General features: G+C 56.8%; 14 protein-coding genes and 1 pseudogene. 3 read left to right on the top strand and 12 right to left on the bottom strand.

The window, feature by feature from the left end:
* Positions 1-4: 4 nt before the first annotated feature.
* The 10 genes and pseudogenes from ACNQP3_RS22160 to umuC all read right to left on the bottom strand — a co-directional run.
* On the bottom strand, positions 5-1,474 hold the full coding sequence (locus tag ACNQP3_RS22160) for a UvrD-helicase domain-containing protein (protein ID WP_023628662.1): 1,470 nt from the start codon (positions 1,472-1,474) through the stop codon (positions 5-7).
* An 11-nt stretch (positions 1,475-1,485) separates the two neighbouring features.
* Positions 1,486-2,235, bottom strand: coding sequence for a TIGR03747 family integrating conjugative element membrane protein (locus ACNQP3_RS22155; protein ID WP_023628661.1), 750 nt, complete (start codon positions 2,233-2,235; stop codon positions 1,486-1,488).
* Between the two features lie 10 nt (positions 2,236-2,245).
* Positions 2,246-4,462 carry a type IV conjugative transfer system coupling protein TraD gene (gene traD, locus ACNQP3_RS22150; protein ID WP_028690567.1) on the bottom strand — a complete coding sequence of 739 codons (2,217 nt, stop codon included), beginning with the start codon at positions 4,460-4,462 and terminating at the stop codon, positions 2,246-2,248.
* Position 4,463: 1 nt separating this feature from the next.
* Positions 4,464-4,634 carry a hypothetical protein gene (locus ACNQP3_RS22145; protein WP_152955717.1) on the bottom strand — a complete coding sequence of 57 codons (171 nt, stop codon included), beginning with the start codon at positions 4,632-4,634 and terminating at the stop codon, positions 4,464-4,466.
* An 83-nt stretch (positions 4,635-4,717) separates the two neighbouring features.
* The gene (locus tag ACNQP3_RS22140; protein WP_051555665.1) at positions 4,718-5,248 is read right to left on the bottom strand and encodes an integrating conjugative element protein; all 531 of its coding nucleotides are present in this window, start codon (positions 5,246-5,248) and stop codon (positions 4,718-4,720) included.
* Positions 5,245-5,805 carry a hypothetical protein gene (locus ACNQP3_RS22135; protein WP_023628658.1) on the bottom strand — a complete coding sequence of 187 codons (561 nt, stop codon included), beginning with the start codon at positions 5,803-5,805 and terminating at the stop codon, positions 5,245-5,247. The genes ACNQP3_RS22140 and ACNQP3_RS22135 overlap by 4 nt, the downstream gene beginning before the upstream one ends.
* Positions 5,790-6,548, bottom strand: a complete 759-nt coding sequence (locus tag ACNQP3_RS22130) for a TIGR03759 family integrating conjugative element protein (protein WP_023628657.1) — start codon at positions 6,546-6,548, stop codon at positions 5,790-5,792. The genes ACNQP3_RS22135 and ACNQP3_RS22130 overlap by 16 nt, the downstream gene beginning before the upstream one ends.
* 10 nt (positions 6,549-6,558) lie before the next feature.
* Positions 6,559-7,254, bottom strand: a complete 696-nt coding sequence (locus tag ACNQP3_RS22125) for a hypothetical protein (protein WP_028690565.1) — start codon at positions 7,252-7,254, stop codon at positions 6,559-6,561.
* Between the two features lie 263 nt (positions 7,255-7,517).
* Positions 7,518-8,624: an SEC-C domain-containing protein gene (locus ACNQP3_RS22120; RefSeq protein WP_023628656.1), complete on the bottom strand. Its 1,107-nt coding sequence runs from the start codon at positions 8,622-8,624 to the stop codon at positions 7,518-7,520.
* A gap of 133 nt (positions 8,625-8,757) precedes the next feature.
* A pseudogene (gene umuC, locus ACNQP3_RS22115) lies at positions 8,758-9,925 on the bottom strand (translesion error-prone DNA polymerase V subunit UmuC); the annotation flags it as partial.
* 448 nt (positions 9,926-10,373) lie between these two features.
* Between umuC and ACNQP3_RS22110 the strand changes: the two are divergent.
* Genes ACNQP3_RS22110 through ACNQP3_RS22100 form a run of 3 tightly spaced genes read left to right on the top strand, consistent with a single transcriptional unit; the run spans position 10,374 to position 13,086 of the window.
* Positions 10,374-11,861: a SulP family inorganic anion transporter gene (locus ACNQP3_RS22110; RefSeq protein ID WP_028692951.1), complete on the top strand. Its 1,488-nt coding sequence runs from the start codon at positions 10,374-10,376 to the stop codon at positions 11,859-11,861.
* A gap of 14 nt (positions 11,862-11,875) precedes the next feature.
* Positions 11,876-12,727 carry a universal stress protein gene (locus ACNQP3_RS22105; protein ID WP_028692952.1) on the top strand — a complete coding sequence of 284 codons (852 nt, stop codon included), beginning with the start codon at positions 11,876-11,878 and terminating at the stop codon, positions 12,725-12,727.
* A 5-nt stretch (positions 12,728-12,732) separates the two neighbouring features.
* The gene (locus ACNQP3_RS22100; protein WP_028692953.1) at positions 12,733-13,086 is read left to right on the top strand and encodes a TraR/DksA family transcriptional regulator; all 354 of its coding nucleotides are present in this window, start codon (positions 12,733-12,735) and stop codon (positions 13,084-13,086) included.
* Positions 13,087-13,248: 162 nt separating this feature from the next.
* Here ACNQP3_RS22100 and ACNQP3_RS22095 read toward each other — a convergent pair whose 3' ends face one another.
* Together ACNQP3_RS22095 and ACNQP3_RS22090 are read right to left on the bottom strand one after the other, a co-directional pair.
* Complete coding sequence (locus tag ACNQP3_RS22095) at positions 13,249-14,232, bottom strand: IS5 family transposase (RefSeq protein WP_061552510.1); 984 nt, start codon at positions 14,230-14,232, stop codon at positions 13,249-13,251.
* A 161-nt stretch (positions 14,233-14,393) separates the two neighbouring features.
* Entirely contained in the window at positions 14,394-16,001 is a 1,608-nt protein-coding gene (locus ACNQP3_RS22090) for a hypothetical protein (RefSeq protein WP_070087031.1), read from the bottom strand.
* Positions 16,002-16,007: the final 6 nt, after the last annotated feature.

The following is a 16,007-nucleotide window of genomic DNA, read 5'->3' as shown; positions in this document are numbered from 1 at the left end:
TTAATCAGCCGCGCGCTTGACGCGCTCCTGGGGCGAGAGCGTCCACGTAGCGTTCCATGATGGACAGCACCAGACTGTTGATGGCGAGGATCTTCATCGCCCGGGTGACGGCAACGTACAGGAGGTTCAACTCATCATCTCGTCGACCTGGATCGATGTCAGGTGAGAGCGGGTCCGACGTGAAGTCGTCGAAGAGCCCGACGAAGTCCCACTCCAGGCCTTTCGACTTGTGGGCAGAGGTGAGGGTGATAGTTGCATCCAGCTCTTGGTCCACGGTGCATGAGCGCAGGGCCAAGATTCGCTGAGGCAGATCCGGATACATGTTGATGATCTTGATGGACCGGATCATCTCGCTGTCCTGGCTAACCTCGGCGATTTCCACGTACTGGCCATAGTCTCGGTAGTCACGGAGCAGCTTTTTGTTCTGGACCAGATCGCGCTGTTGGCGACTGAAATAGAACAGATCCTCGAGGTCGCGTACTGAATAGCTGTCAATGCCGCCAACCCAGTAGATTTTGGGCTTCTCGGTGACCAGGCACAGTGCGTTTTCAATCACCCCGATAACGGTCCGATGAATGTATGTCCTGTGCGGCAGCCCGGCCGGCAACGCCTTCTTCACCAATGTCTTCTCGCCCAGTCCCTGCAGCTTCCTGGTTTCTCCCTTGTAGGACAGGATGATGTTGGCGACATGGGCGACTGCAGGCCCAAATCTGAAGCTCTGGGTCAGGTAGTGCTTCTCCGCCCCGGCCATCCAGCTGGCATTTAGAGCGTCTTCCGCCCCTCGAAAGCGATAGATCTGCTGATGACGATCACCCACGGCCACCTTGCGAATACGCTGAATGCGCACAATGTCAGCGATGACGGGGTTTACGTCCTGTCCCTCATCGAGCAGGACACAGTCGAAGCGCTGGCTCAGGTCGGGTTTGCTCAACTGGTACAGCTTCAGGTATCCGTCATGCGTGATCTGCACCGCTGTGTCCTGCAGGTCAGTCATGCGCTTCCAGATGCTCATCGCTGCTACCAGCGCCTGGTTCAGGTAGCGCTCCTGGGCGGAGGTAAGCATCGGGCGGTCACGGAACCGTGGAAAGTGGCAGCGCTCGATCAGGTCGTCGGCGCTGGCCATATAGTTGTTGAGGGTGGTTAGCACGTCCCTGACCAGCTCCCAGTCCTGCGTATCAAGCGCTCGGGCGATATCGGTCAGTCGCAAGTTGTTGGTCTGCTTATGGCTGAACTGTGTGCCATAGACGGCGTAGGCCAGGCCGTGCGCAGTTTTGTTCACCACGTTGCGCGGAAATCGGCCACGCGCGGCGATCTCGACCGACTTGTTGTAACAGAGATAGAGAATCCGCAGACGGGTGTGGTGTTGCGCGTAGCCCACCAGCGTTGTGGTCTTGCCACTGCCAGCGCCGGCCTGGATAAGGAGTTTCGGGGCTTCCGACTGGATGATTGGCGACTGCTCGTGTGTCCATTGCATCGTTCTCTTCCTCACAAATACTTCTTGAAGCTCGCGGCCGTAATGCTCACGGACACCCCGAGTAAGGCAGCGCAGGGGAGTAGTACCAGCAGTGGGCTGATGCTGATCGGGAGCGCCAAGTAGAAAGTCCAGGGGAAAATGGCCAACGGCAACATCGTTGCCCGGGCCTTGTGGTACAGGTAGCTGGACTCTCGGCCGGCACCAAATTTACGGAGGTCTCGCCGCACCAGCCCGTCGACCAGGCCTGTGAGTGCAGCCATGGCAAAAAGCGGTACCGTCATCAGCAGCACGACCAGGCGGACGCAAAACACCAGGACGGTAAAGAGGGCAGCCAGGGCATAGTTCTGTACCGTTGTGACGCTCTGCGCGGCCCAATAGCGCATGTCCAGCTCGTTACGGGGACCGGCTTGAGCGATCGACTCCATGCTCTGGACCCAGCTAAGCATCCCGGTCTTCACGACCAGCCAGTCGTAAGCTTCAGTGACCAGCCAGGTCGCGGTGCGCCCGGGTTCTTGGACGACAGCGCTATGGACCAGCCCCTTGGACAACCAGCCGACCTCGCTGACCAGCATTTGCTGACCGTGCCGCCACCCGGCCTCTGGCCAGAAGAAGTACAGGCATACCCAGTCGACCACGATGGCGAGGAACAGCGAGCTGAACATTACGCCGATGAAGGTAATCGGGAACCAGAAGATCTTGCTGAACAGCGATTCCTGTCGCTCTTGCTGCTGTTCGGCCTTCTTTGATACGTCATCTGCCATTGGCTACACCTCAAGCTGCATCATCGGTGGCCACCTGGCGGAAATCTTCAACCAGGTCTTCGGGCAAAGCTGATTTCAGCTCTTGATAGCCAGGGGCTTCCCACCAATCGTTCGAGGACGCTGCCGATCGCCGCATGCCGGCGGCCAGCTCCTGCAGGTTGCCGGGCATGACCTCATCTGGGTCGTTCGCGGGGAGCGGCATGCGGATTTTCCACAGATTCCCACCTTCGATGAGCGCGAAGGCCTGTCCCTTCGGCAGTCCCACCACGTGGGCCGGCTCAATCATCGGCACACTCGCCAGCTGCACCTGGTCGTGCGAGCTTGAGGTGAACGCGGTTTTGCCGTTGACCGAGTCGTTCGCGCTGCTCGCCGGCGTGCTGTTGTAGATCTGCACTTTTGGTAGCTGGTTGGTCAGCAGCTCAGCGGTCGCGGTTTCTCGAACACGCAACATGAATAGGTTGTTGAAGTTACCGATCACCTGGCCGGCTTTCGCCTTCGAGCCGATCTTCGCTTCGATGTCACTCATCGTCTGGGTGTAGGCGGTGACCTGGATGCCGGCACCACCGGCCTTATTCACCATCGGGATGAATTCGTCCCCGATGAGCTCGTTGAACTCGTCAGCGTGGAGGTTGATGCGTACCTTGCCCCCAGCCATATGCCCCGGCAGGCCGTCGTCGATGCCGTGCTTGTAAATGTGGCCTGCAACAGAGACCAAGTCACTGAACATCGAGTTGCCCACGGCCGCACTGACTTCGGTGTCGGATAGTGCATCGAGGCCAACATATACCACGGCGCGTTTTCGGATCACTTGCATCCAGTCGAAGATGGGACGCTCATCGGCGAGGTCCAGGTAGTCGGGGGCAAGCAGTTCAGCGATACGCCCAGTGGTGAGCTTTTCCAGGAGTGGCAGCAACGATGCGACGATCTTGTCGAAATAGGTCTTGTCGTAGCGGACAGCGCTGCGCAGGCCATCCATAACCGAATCGTTGATGCGCTTCTGGGTCAGGTACATGTCGATGGCCACCACGCGCAGCGGGCGGTCTTTCATGGCGAAAGACAGGTTCTTGCGATCGATCTTGCCTTCAAGCTCGACAATGGTTTGCCAGGCCTTCGGATCATGTTCAGCGAAGTACTTCTGTGCGTACTCAATGAACAGCTCGTCGATATTGATGACGTGCCGGCGGATCTGCTCGTAGTCAGGGCGACGGCCGAGCGCGACAAGCGACTGGGCGATGATATTGACGAACCGCCAAGCGAACTCCCGAAATGCTGCAGAGTTACCCTCGCCGGAGAGCTGACCAGCGATGCGAGTGGCCACCTCGCTGATTCGGCCGAAGCGGCCGATGGCGTTGTAGCGAGCGGAGATATCCGGCCATCCCAGATGAAACACGTAGAACTCGTCGAGGCGCCCGGCGCGCTTGCACTCGACGTACATGCGCTTGAGCAGGTCGGCATCGCCCTTCGGATCGAAAACGATCACGACCTCGTGGTCGGCCTGTTCCTCTACTCGCCGGCGCCGGCTCCATCGATGGGAGGTTTGGCTCCGTCGCCCCATGCGGACTCGCGGCCCGCGGCGATGCGTTCGGCGAATGTCCTGGGTGATGAACACTTCCGCCAGGCGAGTCTTGCCTACCCGTGTGGTGCCCAGGACCAGTGTGTGGCCCACGCGCTCACCCAGAGGGAGACTGACATTCTGCTCATCTGGTTCGATCCCGTGCAATCTGGGCAGGCCACCCACTGGTGGGAGAGGCCGAGCGGGGTTCCAGTTGGAATCCCAACCAGTGAGTTTTGTGATCAGTTTCAGTGGGAAGGGGGCGAACTCTAGGCGTTCCTCCAGCCAGCGCGCCCGTTCATAAAGGTTCGTCGGTTCGACGTATGCCGCGAACTGAGGGAGGTAGGTGTCGGCCAGGCGCTGTGTGTGCTTCTGAGTCCACCGGAACCCGCGTCCGATGAACAGGCGCTCGTTGCTGATCGGCATTTCAGCGCTGGTCATGGTGTAGTGGGGAAGTCGCCTGAGGTTCGCCTGATACCTTAGGACCCTCCGCGCCTGCAGCAGCCGAATGGTGCCCAGGTAGATAAAACCCAGCGCGGCGACAATTCCAAATAGTGGGGTCAGCGCAAAAGCCCAGGGCGCGCAAATGCAAAGCGAAGCTGCCACATAGCAGACCGCAGTAGTGAAAAGCTCTACCGGCGGCCGGAGCAGAGATTCAAGGGTGTATGTCGCCATCTCAGGTCCTCGCGGTGTATGTCATGGCGTCGACTTCCGCACGCGCTTGCTCAACCTGGTCCGGTGTCAGCCGTTCGGCCAGGCGCTGGGCGAATGCGTGTTCGTTGAGCTCGGAGATTCCTGTCAAGCGAGCACCGTACAGCTCGCTCACATGGCGAACCTGCTCAATCATTTGCTCCCGGCCGGGCCGGTGTAGGGGATGGCTGATGATCAGTGTGAACACTGGCGATAGTCGTGTTGGGCGCATCCCGGTTCTCACTGCTGAAGGGTTGTAGCTGTGATCAGCACCGGGTAGTGCTGCAGCCCCAGGCGACCAGCAATATCGCTGGCAGGTACAGGCATCACCTGCAACCCAGGTGCCCAGCGGCGGATCTCTTGCAGTCGTGCAGCGTTGCTGACATTCACAGCAAGGCCTACTGCCTGCAGGCCTTGAAGTGCCGACAGCTTCTGCTTGAGCCAGGCCTGCGACGTTGGATCATCCCCAACGATGAACATCGGCTGCAGACCTGCTGCGTTGATCACTCGTCCATGTACTGGGCCGGGGCTCAGTTCTGGAGTCGACACCGGAAATGCCCCGCCCGCCCGGACGCCAGTCACAACTGGGGTGGTGTGCGTAGGCTCGGGATCAATGTCTTGGTAGTAGGACAGTGCGGATGAGCCGCCACGGTCCTCCACCACGGTGAGCACCGCTTGCTGATCAGCATTGCAGGGCAGAGCCAGGCTGCTCACGATCGCGAGGGCCAGGGCCTGCACGGCGTGTGATCGCCGGGCGTGGGGATATGTCATGGGGTCACTACCTCGAATTTGATGCCGGTGACCCGGCTAAGATGTTTCGTGAAATAGCTACGGTACTTCGCGGCCGGCGCCCCCCCGGCAGGGCGGTGATACCGCCCCGCAGCATCGATCCAGGTTCCACCCTTAGCCTTTTGTTCAGCCAGGATCTGAGCGGTCACCGCCAGGTTCTTGTATGGATCCAGGCCTTCGCAGGGATAGCGGTAGCGATGCCCGTTGAAGCGAATATTTGTTTGTCCCAGCCCCACGTCGACTCGAGCGGGTCCAGCCTTAACAATCGCTATCATCAGAGCTTGGCAAGCGTCTGCTCGTGTGGCGAAGCGGTAGCCGGTTCCGGCAACATTCAACGTCCAGGGCCACGGCACAAGCTGCCCGCGCAATCGCGTCCCGCTTTCCTGCAGTGCCACCGAATAGAGCACAACGGGCGGGACCCCGTGTCTGATGCCGATCGCCTTGTAAGCTGCTGGCGGATCTTCTACACCCCATGCGTTGCCGGCGAGCAGAACCACCGACAGAACGTAGAGCCGCCACCCGCTCACTGACGACGCCATGATCCATTCACCTGTGTTACGGCGGCTGGCAGCGAGCCACCGAGCCCGAGGCGAACCCAGCGGCCCTGGTCATGATTCAGTGTGATCAGACGGCTTTTAACGCTGGACGGGTCAATACCCGCGAGAATTGCCCAGCGGCGGATCCTTTCATCGTCTTGCTGGCTGCCGACGAAATACAGATCAAACGGCGTCTGTGACGCCTGCAGCCGTTTGACCTGGTTGATACAGGGTAGGCAGTCGTCTTTGACGAAGAGTGCCATGCGCCCGTTGCCCTCCAGAGCTGGGCCGCTCCCGGATCCGGCCTGGCCCGAAGGGGTGGTCGAAATCTCAATGGCTTTGATGCCTGGGAACATGCGCTGGTACGCCTCGTCGTAGGCTCGCTGGTAGGCGAGCTCCCGATCGACTCGTTGGCGCTCTGCTTGGACCTGCAGCTCGGCGAACCGGCGTCGTTCGCTCTCTGATCGGGCCTCGATTCCCAGCGCGGTGAGAGGGTCAAGCCCTGGCGAATACACCCCCCGGGGTCCCTGCATTACCTCTTGATATCGTTCGTACTCCTTGGGGGTCAGTCCCCACTCCTGCGCGGCTCTATCATCGAGCTTGTTCTGGGACAGGGTGCTTTCGCTGGTGAGCTGTTGAACACTGGAGGCGGCCCCTCCAGCGGCGGAAGGAAGCGGCGCGGCCTCAATGCCAATTGCGGTAAACGCGCAGGCGCAGGCGATGGCTCGAACGATCGGTAGATTCATGGTGCTTTACTCATGGCTGGATGCTCAGGGTTCGGGTTGTTCCGCCGGCGTCGAAGGTTGCGGTCCGTTCATCTACAGCCCTGAGGCGCCAGTTGCTGCCGCTGACCACTTCGCCAGGCCGAATCAGGTAGATCTGGCTCAGCCGCGTGCTACCAGTGGGGGCAACAGACAGGAAACGCTCTCCGCCTCGGTATTCGAGGCCGACCATCTGAAAGGGCGGAGGATCTTGCGGGATTGGTGGGGCTTTAACCGGTGCGGGCTTCGCCTTCGGTTTGGAGGAGGTTTTGGGGGCTGGTGCAGTCGCCTGAGCCTGAGGCTTGCTCATTTTCTGCAGTTTGCCGTCGAGCGACTCAAGGTCGGCTTTCAGTACTAGGAGATCGCCCGCAGTCGCGGAAGAGCGAGTGGCTTCAGCTGCAGCCTCGTGGGCCTGCGATGCTGTGGCCTGCACAGCATCGATCCGGCTCGAGAGCGCTTGCTGGCTTATACGGAAGTCTTCCATCGTGACCAGGGGTTTGCCTGACACATTGTCGAGCCGATCGTCGATCGCGCTCACCCTGTTCTGGAGTGCATCGATCGAGACTTTTTCTGCTGCTCCATTCACGGCGCGAGACAGAGTCGACAGCTGGTACTGCTGGAACGCGATGATGGCGCCCAGGATGAGCAGGCCCATAGCAAGGGGCAGGTGTTTTCGGATCGGCAGTTTCATGGGTGTCCTCTCGAAGCCGAGTACACCCTCGCGCAACCATGATCCTGATTCAGCAGAAAATACTTAGCCCGCCGGCGTGGAATTTCTCGATCGATGTCGAAGGGCAAACCCTCTGTTGGCGAGCGCCGGGACTGAAAAGCCCCTCGTACAGTCCAGCGCCCTCTGCCGCCCTCGTGCGCTCACAATGAGCATCATGGAATACGCCGATCCTTCAAAGTCCTGGCAGCCGCGGGTTCCATCTGCTCAGTTTATGATGGCTGGATCTAAAGCGTGGGGTTCATTGATACATTTATTATTGCAGGGAAGTGCAGTGGGCGGTCGATGTTTATCGAGTTGCCATCGGTGTGGGTTTCTACACCTTGCGAGTACATATTTTTTATCAGGGCTTGTGTGCCGTTATCCAGTGATTCCCACCAGCTTGGTGAAATGTAGAAGTTCTCTATTAGTAACACCATAAAGGCCGCCAGGCTGTCGGCTGTTAGTTTCTTGTCCAAGAATTGTCTTATCAGTTTGTTGCAGGTCAAAGAGTGTTCTGAAAGCCAGGATAAAACAATGAAGCCTTTGCCGTCACTAGCGAATGAATTAATGGTCATGTAGTCCGGCATGTCGCCAGGAATGCTTGTTATCTTCTGGGCTTCATATCCATCAAAGTCGAATGTCGGGCCAACTATAGCACTTCCCATTATCGGTGGTGGGGATTCAAGTGTGAATACGGCGTAGTTTAAGTCGCTGTAGTCGCCCGTGACTAACATAGTGTCTAGCTTTGATTTTATGTGTTTTAGGTCGCTTGTTGTTAAGGAGTTATTATTCCCGAGTAAGGCTGATGCATTCTGGATTACGACCTGTTCAGCCAGGCTCTTTCCCCTGTCTAGGATCCTCATGAAATCAAAGGTTTTTGAGGCGTACTCTTTGCTGAAGATCTCTCTGGAAATGCCTCTGTACATAATCAGGAAGCAGTGTGATGGTACAGGCTTGAACGGTTGGTCTTCGATTGTTGAGAATAATTTTTTATCATGGCTGGCACAGAAGCCTGTAAAAGTCGAGGCGCTATTTATACCCACCTCGCTCAATTTTATTTTTGGCGGGATATTAACTTTTAGTTCTATCGATATTTTTAATACGTGCCCGTTTCTAGCTATCGCCTTCAGAGATGAGCTTTTTGAGACGGTGTGGGCATTTATTATCCCGCCTGAGCACTCGTGCTGCAATGATTGCGGTACGCTACATTTTTTATTTTTCTTGAAAGAGCCAAGGGTTTGCAAGACAGTGTGTGCTGCTACAGGTGGTTGGCGATCAATGTCTAGGTGGCAGTGTTTAAACTTCTTCCCAGATTTGCACCAGCAACGTTCATTTCGCCCTGGAAGTTTCATGGAATTCCTTATTGATCTAGTATGCCGTGTTGGTGATGAATTTTTTGAGAGCATATACACTGGATGCTAATTTATCCAGTTGGCAATGCCAATTAAGTATGCGCGTGTGCTCTCCCAGACCTTAACTAGTTATTCACTTACAGTAAACCCGCCACAGCTCATCCAACCTTGTTGTGAACGACTGGCTCAAGAGCTCTCGACGCATACCCCACTCTGGGCTTCGGGGGACGTTGGCAGACCTCAGTGTGCCTTTGCCGTACCGAAGGTTTATGCCATCCATAACCGACATCAGGCGATCGCAGGCAACTGGCTGCGTTGACGCGAACAGATCGTCAGTGAATTCACCTGGTTGCCGTAGATCGAGCAGCAGCACCTCGGCTTTGCTGTAGCGGTACCCGTCCTGGTAGACCTTCTCCACAGCCTCAGTCGCTGCCCGCGTGAGCAATAGAGTGTCGCTCGTGGGGTAAGGCAGTTCAACCAGCGCCCCTTTCGCCAAATGCAGTTCGTTGGGATTGAACATGCCTGTGCGGATCGACACTCGCATGCGCTTGCACACCGATCCCTGGGCGCGCAGCTTTTCGGCTGCTCGCGCTGCATAGGTCGCTACCGCCTGCTTGATTGGTGTCAGTTCGGTCATTTTCTTACCGAACATCCGGCTGCAGCAGATCTCCTTCTTCGGCGGATCAGCCTCATCCAGTTCGAGGCACGGCGTGCCGGCGAGCTCGCGCGCTGTCTTTTCCACCACCACGCTGAACTTGTCACGCAGCATCCGCGGATCTGCCTTCGCTAGGTCCATGGCCCTGCAGATGCCCATCGCCTCGAGGTGTGCCGTCATCCGCCGGCCAATGCCCCAGACCTCTTTCACCTCAGTGTTGCGCAGTACCCAGTCGCGCTTGAAATCATCAGTGATGTCGACCACCCCACCCGTATGCGCCTGCAGCCGCTTCGCGGTGTGGTTGGCGAGCTTCGCCAGAGTCTTGGTTCGGGCGATCCCCACACCGACAGGGATGCCAGTGCAGCGCAGCACCTTGGCGCGTACCTCCCGGCCGAATTGGGTCAGACTCCCCTGCACGCCAGTGAGATCAGCGAAGCATTTTATCGATCGAGTAGACCTCGGCCGCAGGCACCATCGATTCGATCAGCGACATAACCCGCTCGCTCATGTCGCCATACAGCGCATAGTTGGACGAAAATGCCACGATGCCATGCCGCCGCAACTTCTCCTTGGCCTGGAAATAGGGCTCGCCCATCTTCACGTACGGCTTGGCGTCGTATGACCTGGCGATTACACAGCCGTCGTTATATCTGAATGACCCTAACAGTTAGTTGAGTGTAAGATATTGATTTATAAGCAAATTAACTCCCTAACATTTTTTTGATTATTTTCCTTCGTTCCTGATGGCGATACTCCTCGACTAAGCCTATTTCAGACGTGGCTTCGCAAAGCAGGGCGGCGGATCGCAATCGACGATAGCTTCACTGTATACTTTTGGCTCCGCATACCCCTTGAGCTACAGGAACACCAGCATGACTGTACTCCAAACGCTCTACTGGCAGCCTACGCCGCCTTAGCGCTACGCCCCCTCGCAACAACCTCGCCTCCGCCAGTTTCGCTGGCGGCTGCGTACTGCTGTATGCCCGGTTCTTACACCCAAAGCGCACAGCAAAATAATCCTCACAATTTGAATTCGTATCGACGCGCTCGCCATTTTCCTGGCATGCGTGCGGTGCATTGCTTTGGATATTCTGATGCTACAAACACTCAAACAAACGTGGTTTTCCAACGTCCGTGGCGACGTGCTCGCGGGGATCGTCGTCGCACTTGCGCTGATCCCTGAAGCCATCGCTTTCTCTATCATTGCGGGCGTCGACCCCAAAGTTGGTCTCTACGCCTCATTCTGTATCGCCGTGGTGATCGCCTTTGTCGGTGGCCGCCCAGGCATGATTTCAGCCGCGACAGGGGCCATGGCACTGCTGATGGTGACCCTGGTCAAGAACCATGGTCTTGAATATCTGCTGGCCGCCACGCTGCTGTGTGGCGTGTTGCAAATTGGTGCTGGCTACCTGAAGCTCGGCTCGCTGATGCGCTTCGTTTCGCGCTCGGTGGTGACCGGCTTCGTCAATGCACTGGCGATCCTGATTTTCATGGCTCAGCTGCCCGAGCTGACCAATGTCACCTGGCACGTCTACGCCATGACAGCCGCAGGCCTCGGCATCATCTACCTATTTCCCTATATCCCCAGGATCGGCAAGCTCATCCCATCGCCACTGGTGTGCATCATCGTGCTGACCGCAGTCGCCATGTCGGTTGGGCTGGATATCCGCACGGTCGGTGATATGGGGGAACTGCCGGATACGCTGCCAATCTTTCTCTGGCCTGACGTGCCGCTGACGTTCGAGACGTTGGCCATCATCTTCCCTTACTCGGCAGCGCTGGCCGTGGTCGGTCTGCTGGAGTCGATGATGACCGCGACTATTGTCGACGACCTGACCGACACCCCCAGCGACAAGAACCGCGAGTGCAAGGGCCAGGGCGTGGCCAACATTGCTTCGGGTCTGATCGGCGGTATGGCCGGCTGCGCGATGATTGGTCAGTCGATCATCAACGTGAAATCCGGCGGTCGTTCTCGTCTGTCCTCCCTGGCCGCAGGTGTATTCCTGCTGCTGATGGTGGTGTTCCTCGGCGACTGGCTGAAGCAGATCCCGATGGCTGCGCTGGTGGCAGTGATGATCATGGTGTCCATCGGCACCTTCAGTTGGGATTCGCTGCGCAACCTGAAGAAGCACCCGTTGTCGACCAACATTGTCATGGTCGTCACCGTTGTGGTCGTGGTGGCCACCCACAACCTTGCCTTCGGCGTGTTGGCCGGCGTGCTGCTGGCCGCGATGTTCTTCGCCAACAAGGTTGGCCATTACATGGCGATCAGTTCTTCGCTGGACGAATCCGGCGAGCATCGTAGCTATAACGTCACTGGCCAGGTGTTCTTCAGCTCGGCAGACAAGTTCGTCGCGGCCTTCGACTTCAAAGAAGCCCTGAACAAGGTAACCATCGACCTGAATCGCGCCCACTTCTGGGATATCACCGCAGTTGCTGCCCTGGACAAGGTGGTTATCAAGTTCCGCCGCGAAGGCACCGAAGTTGAAGTGTTAGGTCTCAACGAAGCGAGCGCCACTATCGTGGATCGATTCGGAGTTCACGATAAACCCGACGCCATTGATCAACTCATGGGCCACTGAGAAGGAGAACAACGATGACCCAAGTAATTGCCTGTATCGACGGTTCCACCTCGGCTCCAGCTGTGTGCGACTACGCAGCCTGGGCCAGTCTGAGCCTGGAAGCCCCGCTGACCTTCTTGCATGTGCTGGATCAGCGCCAGTACCCAGTTGCGGCCGACTTGAGTGGCAATATCGGCCTTGGCAGCCGCGAGCATCTGCTCGATGAGCTTGCTTCCCTGGATGAACAGCGCGGTAAGTTGGCCCTGGAGCAGGGGCGGATCATGTTAACGGCCGCGAAAGAGCGGGCCATGACGGATGGTGTGACCGCGCCGGAGTCCAAGCAACGTCATGGCGATCTGCTGGAAAACCTGCAAGAGCTGGAAAGCGAAACGCGCCTATTGGTCATCGGTCGCCAAGGCGAGTCTAGCGGCGGTCTGAGTCAGCATGTCGGAAGCCAGCTGGAGAGCGTGATTCGTATCATGCACCGGCCAATCCTGGTCACCCCGGCCAACTTCCAAAAGCCCGAGAGCGCGATGCTGGCCTTCGATGGCAGCGCTACTACCCGCAAGGGTGTGGAGATGCTGGCGGCCAGCCCCCTGCTGAAGGGGCTGCCGATCCACCTGGTGATGGTTGGGCCAGTGAACGACGAATCGTCCGCGCAGCTGGACTGGGCGCAGAAAGTGCTGCTCAACGTCGGATTCACTGTTCGCGCCGAGACCCTGAACGGCGAGATAGAGCCTACCTTGCACGCCTATCAGAAAGAGCACGGCATCGACCTGCTGGTGATGGGGGCCTACGGTCATTCGCGCATCCGTCAGTTTCTGGTCGGCAGCACCACGACCAGCATGCTGCGCACCACCACTGGCCCACTGTTGCTGCTGCGCTAACGGCCATGGACGACGCCCTCGATCTTGCCCATTTCAAGACCCTACTGGAACAGCGGGCTGCCGAGCTGGATCGGTTGCTGGAAGACGCTGAGTCTCGCTCGCAATCGGTGGAGTTGGATCAAAGCAAGGTAGGGCGTCTGTCGAGGATGGACGCACTCCAGCAGCAAGCGATGAACGATGCCATCCGCAGTCGGGCGCAGCATGAACGCGTCCGCCTCCAGCTGGCCCTCAAGCGTTGGCACGAGGGCGAGTATGGCTGGTGTAACCAATGCGGCGAGTTGATCGCCTCGGGCCGCCTGGAATTCGATCCGGCCACGCCGTTGTGCATCACCTGTGCGAGCCGCGCCGAGTCGGATTGAAACCATGACAGCTCGTGACGTCAGTCCCAATTAACGAGGCTTCTAGGGATTCTCCGAACAAGTTACCCACCAGCCGCAAATGGACGGCTTGGAGATGCCGAAAACCCCGATTTTCAGCCGCTGATTATTGGAAAACCAAGGCATAGCCTTGGTTTTCTGCCCTCACGGGCGCACCTCTCCCGCAGCAGGCAATAATTGCCGGCGCACCATCCACAGATTCGACAGCGCGAACAGTGTGGTCAATTGCGCCGTATTCTTGGCCAGGCCACGGAAGCGGGTCTTCACATAACCGAACTGACGCTTGATCACCCGAAACGGATGTTCGACCTTCGCACGTACCTGGGCTTTGGCCTTCTCGATCTTGCGCCTGGCCTTGTACAGCGCACTGCGTTTGCTCAAATGCTTGTAGGTGCTGCGTCGCGCAGCGATCTGCCAGATCACTTGCCGACCGTCGTGCTCAGGCCGTTTCTCTACGCCGGTGTAACCGGCGTCAGCACAGACAACGTTCTCGCCACCGTGCAACAGATGGGCAACTTCCGTCACGTCAGCCACGTTGGCGGCTGTGCCATGGACATGATGTACCAGGCCCGATTCTGCGTCGGCTCCGATATGCGCTTTCATGCCGAAGAAGTACTGGTTGCCTTTCTTCGTCTGGTGCATTTCAGGATCGCGTTTGCCTTCCTTGTTCTTGGTCGAACTGGGTGCGTGGATGATAGTAGCGTCGACAATGGTGCCCTGGCGCAACGACAGGCCCTTGTCTCGCAGATAATTGTTTATGGTTTCCAAAATGCCCGCCGCCAACTGATGCTTCTCCAGCAGGTGCCGGAAGTTCATGATCGTCGTGTCTTCGGGGATCGGAGCGCTGAGCGTCAGACGAGCAAACTGGCGCATCGAAGTAATCTCGTACAGCGCCTCTTCCATGGCTGGATCACTCAACGAGAACCAGTTCTGCAACAGGTGAATGCGCAGCATGGTTTCCAGTGGATACGGCTTGCGGCCACCGCCAGCCTTAGGGTAATGCGGCTCGATCAACGCCACCAACCCGCTCCACGGCACCACCTGTTCCATCTCGGCCAGGAAACGCTCGCGACGGGTTTGCTTGCGCTTACCGGCGTACTCGAAATCGGAAAAGCTCATCTGGCTCATGGGATGGCGGGCTTGTAGAGGGCAGTTGGACGGAGGGCTATTTCAGCACAGGTCAGATGGCCTGTGCTGACTTGATCGGAGAATCCTTAGACCATTCGCTGAAACTGGCTGTGCGATGAGGACATCATATGCCTTTAACACCGCATTCGTGGTTCTTATGCTCAAATTTCGCCGCCCAATTTTTTCTTCATGAACTCGATTTTTTTAGCCCAGAACAAGTGCGGAGATGACTCAGCCTGAGCCCTTGCTTGCGAAACCAATGCAAGATCAAACTTCTGGGTGAAATCATCTATCAATCGAATATAGTCAAACTGACGCTTGCGCCATGCGCCCCACTCGTCCGTGAGAAAGTATTCGACTTCTGCATACAAGAATTGTTGGTAGCTGAACAGCCGGTATAAGTCCTCCAAGGTGCCTACAATTGCATAGCTAGGGCAACCGAGGCAGTGGATGAATTCAGAACAATGATTGACGCCATCCTTTGGTGCCAGACTACCGTAAAGGCTATCTTTGCAGCCGCCTGGTGGGGTTGGTATAACGTTTATGCCACGTAGTTTGTCCGGAAAAGCCTCCCCAACAAATGTCGCCCCGTCGACCTTGATCTCATCGTTGATTTTCAAATAGTGATTATCGGCGACACCAGGGGTATGACCCATAACGGAGGAAACTTCTATAATGTCGCCACCGCTCAGTTTCCACAAACGGCTTTCCATAGTCTTTCGCAGCCGACTAAGCGTGACATTTAGCCGATTGCCTTGATCATCCTGAAGCGCATGACGCTCACAAATGCTTTTTGCCGTGACATATAAAGCACCGGGTGTAAGGGTAACGATGTCGTTCGAGCGGCCAGGCTGGCCCGAGCGATATAACCACACACATGAAGATATTTCATCAGGTGCCAGTGCTACGAGTGGCTTAGAAATCTCCAGCGCCTTATTGAGGACTGCCACCCCATCCAGGGGAATAGCACTGTACTCATCTAGCAGATTAGTCTGACGGATTGTTTTGCTCTGTGCGCCTTTACCTCGACGTTTGACGGTAGTAATCAACCTGAGATTAGGAATAAATGGGTGAGGCTGTAGGGCATCCCTTTTCATCTCCAAGAGCGGCGTAGTATTGATTCCAGACCTTGCCGCAGTAATTAGTAGCAATACAGCCATCGCCTCCGCGCCATTTCCAAGGAATGTACCCTTATGGATGGCAATAAGATCTGACTTCAAAGCGCCAATCAGCCTTTGCATTTCACCCAAGGTGAGCGGATCTGCATCTTTAGTGCTCTGCGAATTATTAGGAAATGGATTGAGGGGCAAAAGATCGTCAAGATTAACTTCAATAAATCCATATTCAGCCAAAACAACAACTAACGACTTGAAGCTAGTATAGTAATTCTTGGCTGTCGAGCCGTTAGGGTATTTTAGCCTCAGCCAAGAGATGTATCGATCCAAGTGGCTTTTGGTAAGACTGTTTGGCGTTGCAGGTGGCGACTTGACCGAACCTCCACTCAAGAAATTTATAAAAAATCTCAGCCCGTTCGTAGAGTAACCAATCAAGGTCGTCACTGAGAAGTTTCCTCCTTGTAGCAAAGCTTTGATAACGTGAAGACTTTGAATTGCCCAAGCGTCGAAGCCCAAGCCTAAATATTTCGTATGATCGAGTTGCCTGTGGTTTCTCGGGTTTCTCGGCAGGTCAATCTTGATATCATCTTCGACAGCCTCGAATCCTTTTGTAACCGACCGCATAACCGCCTTGTAGCTTTTTTGCCGAGCCAATGGTGC

It is taken from the genome of Pseudomonas sp. LFS074, assembly GCF_047978165.1.
GTDB classification, from domain to species: Bacteria; Pseudomonadota; Gammaproteobacteria; order Pseudomonadales; family Pseudomonadaceae; genus Aquipseudomonas; species Aquipseudomonas putida_P.
Note: the sequence above shows the minus strand (reverse complement) of the source record. Positions and strands in the feature narration are given on the sequence as shown.

What these genes read in the sequence shown, in the direction of transcription:
- ACNQP3_RS22160 (WP_023628662.1), bottom strand. Translation starts at nt 1,474, where the DNA reads ATGCAATGGACACACGAGCAGTCGCCAATCATCCAGTCGGAAGCCCCG.
- ACNQP3_RS22155 (WP_023628661.1), bottom strand. Translation starts at nt 2,235, where the DNA reads ATGGCAGATGACGTATCAAAGAAGGCCGAACAGCAGCAAGAGCGACAG.
- traD (WP_028690567.1), bottom strand. Translation starts at nt 4,462, where the DNA reads ATGGCGACATACACCCTTGAATCTCTGCTCCGGCCGCCGGTAGAGCTT.
- ACNQP3_RS22145 (WP_152955717.1), bottom strand. Translation starts at nt 4,634, where the DNA reads ATGATTGAGCAGGTTCGCCATGTGAGCGAGCTGTACGGTGCTCGCTTG.
- ACNQP3_RS22140 (WP_051555665.1), bottom strand. Translation starts at nt 5,248, where the DNA reads ATGACATATCCCCACGCCCGGCGATCACACGCCGTGCAGGCCCTGGCC.
- ACNQP3_RS22135 (WP_023628658.1), bottom strand. Translation starts at nt 5,805, where the DNA reads ATGGCGTCGTCAGTGAGCGGGTGGCGGCTCTACGTTCTGTCGGTGGTT.
- ACNQP3_RS22130 (WP_023628657.1), bottom strand. Translation starts at nt 6,548, where the DNA reads ATGAATCTACCGATCGTTCGAGCCATCGCCTGCGCCTGCGCGTTTACC.
- ACNQP3_RS22125 (WP_028690565.1), bottom strand. Translation starts at nt 7,254, where the DNA reads ATGAAACTGCCGATCCGAAAACACCTGCCCCTTGCTATGGGCCTGCTC.
- ACNQP3_RS22120 (WP_023628656.1), bottom strand. Translation starts at nt 8,624, where the DNA reads ATGAAACTTCCAGGGCGAAATGAACGTTGCTGGTGCAAATCTGGGAAG.
- ACNQP3_RS22110 (WP_028692951.1), top strand. Translation starts at nt 10,374, where the DNA reads ATGCTACAAACACTCAAACAAACGTGGTTTTCCAACGTCCGTGGCGAC.
- ACNQP3_RS22105 (WP_028692952.1), top strand. Translation starts at nt 11,876, where the DNA reads ATGACCCAAGTAATTGCCTGTATCGACGGTTCCACCTCGGCTCCAGCT.
- ACNQP3_RS22100 (WP_028692953.1), top strand. Translation starts at nt 12,733, where the DNA reads ATGGACGACGCCCTCGATCTTGCCCATTTCAAGACCCTACTGGAACAG.
- ACNQP3_RS22095 (WP_061552510.1), bottom strand. Translation starts at nt 14,232, where the DNA reads ATGAGCCAGATGAGCTTTTCCGATTTCGAGTACGCCGGTAAGCGCAAG.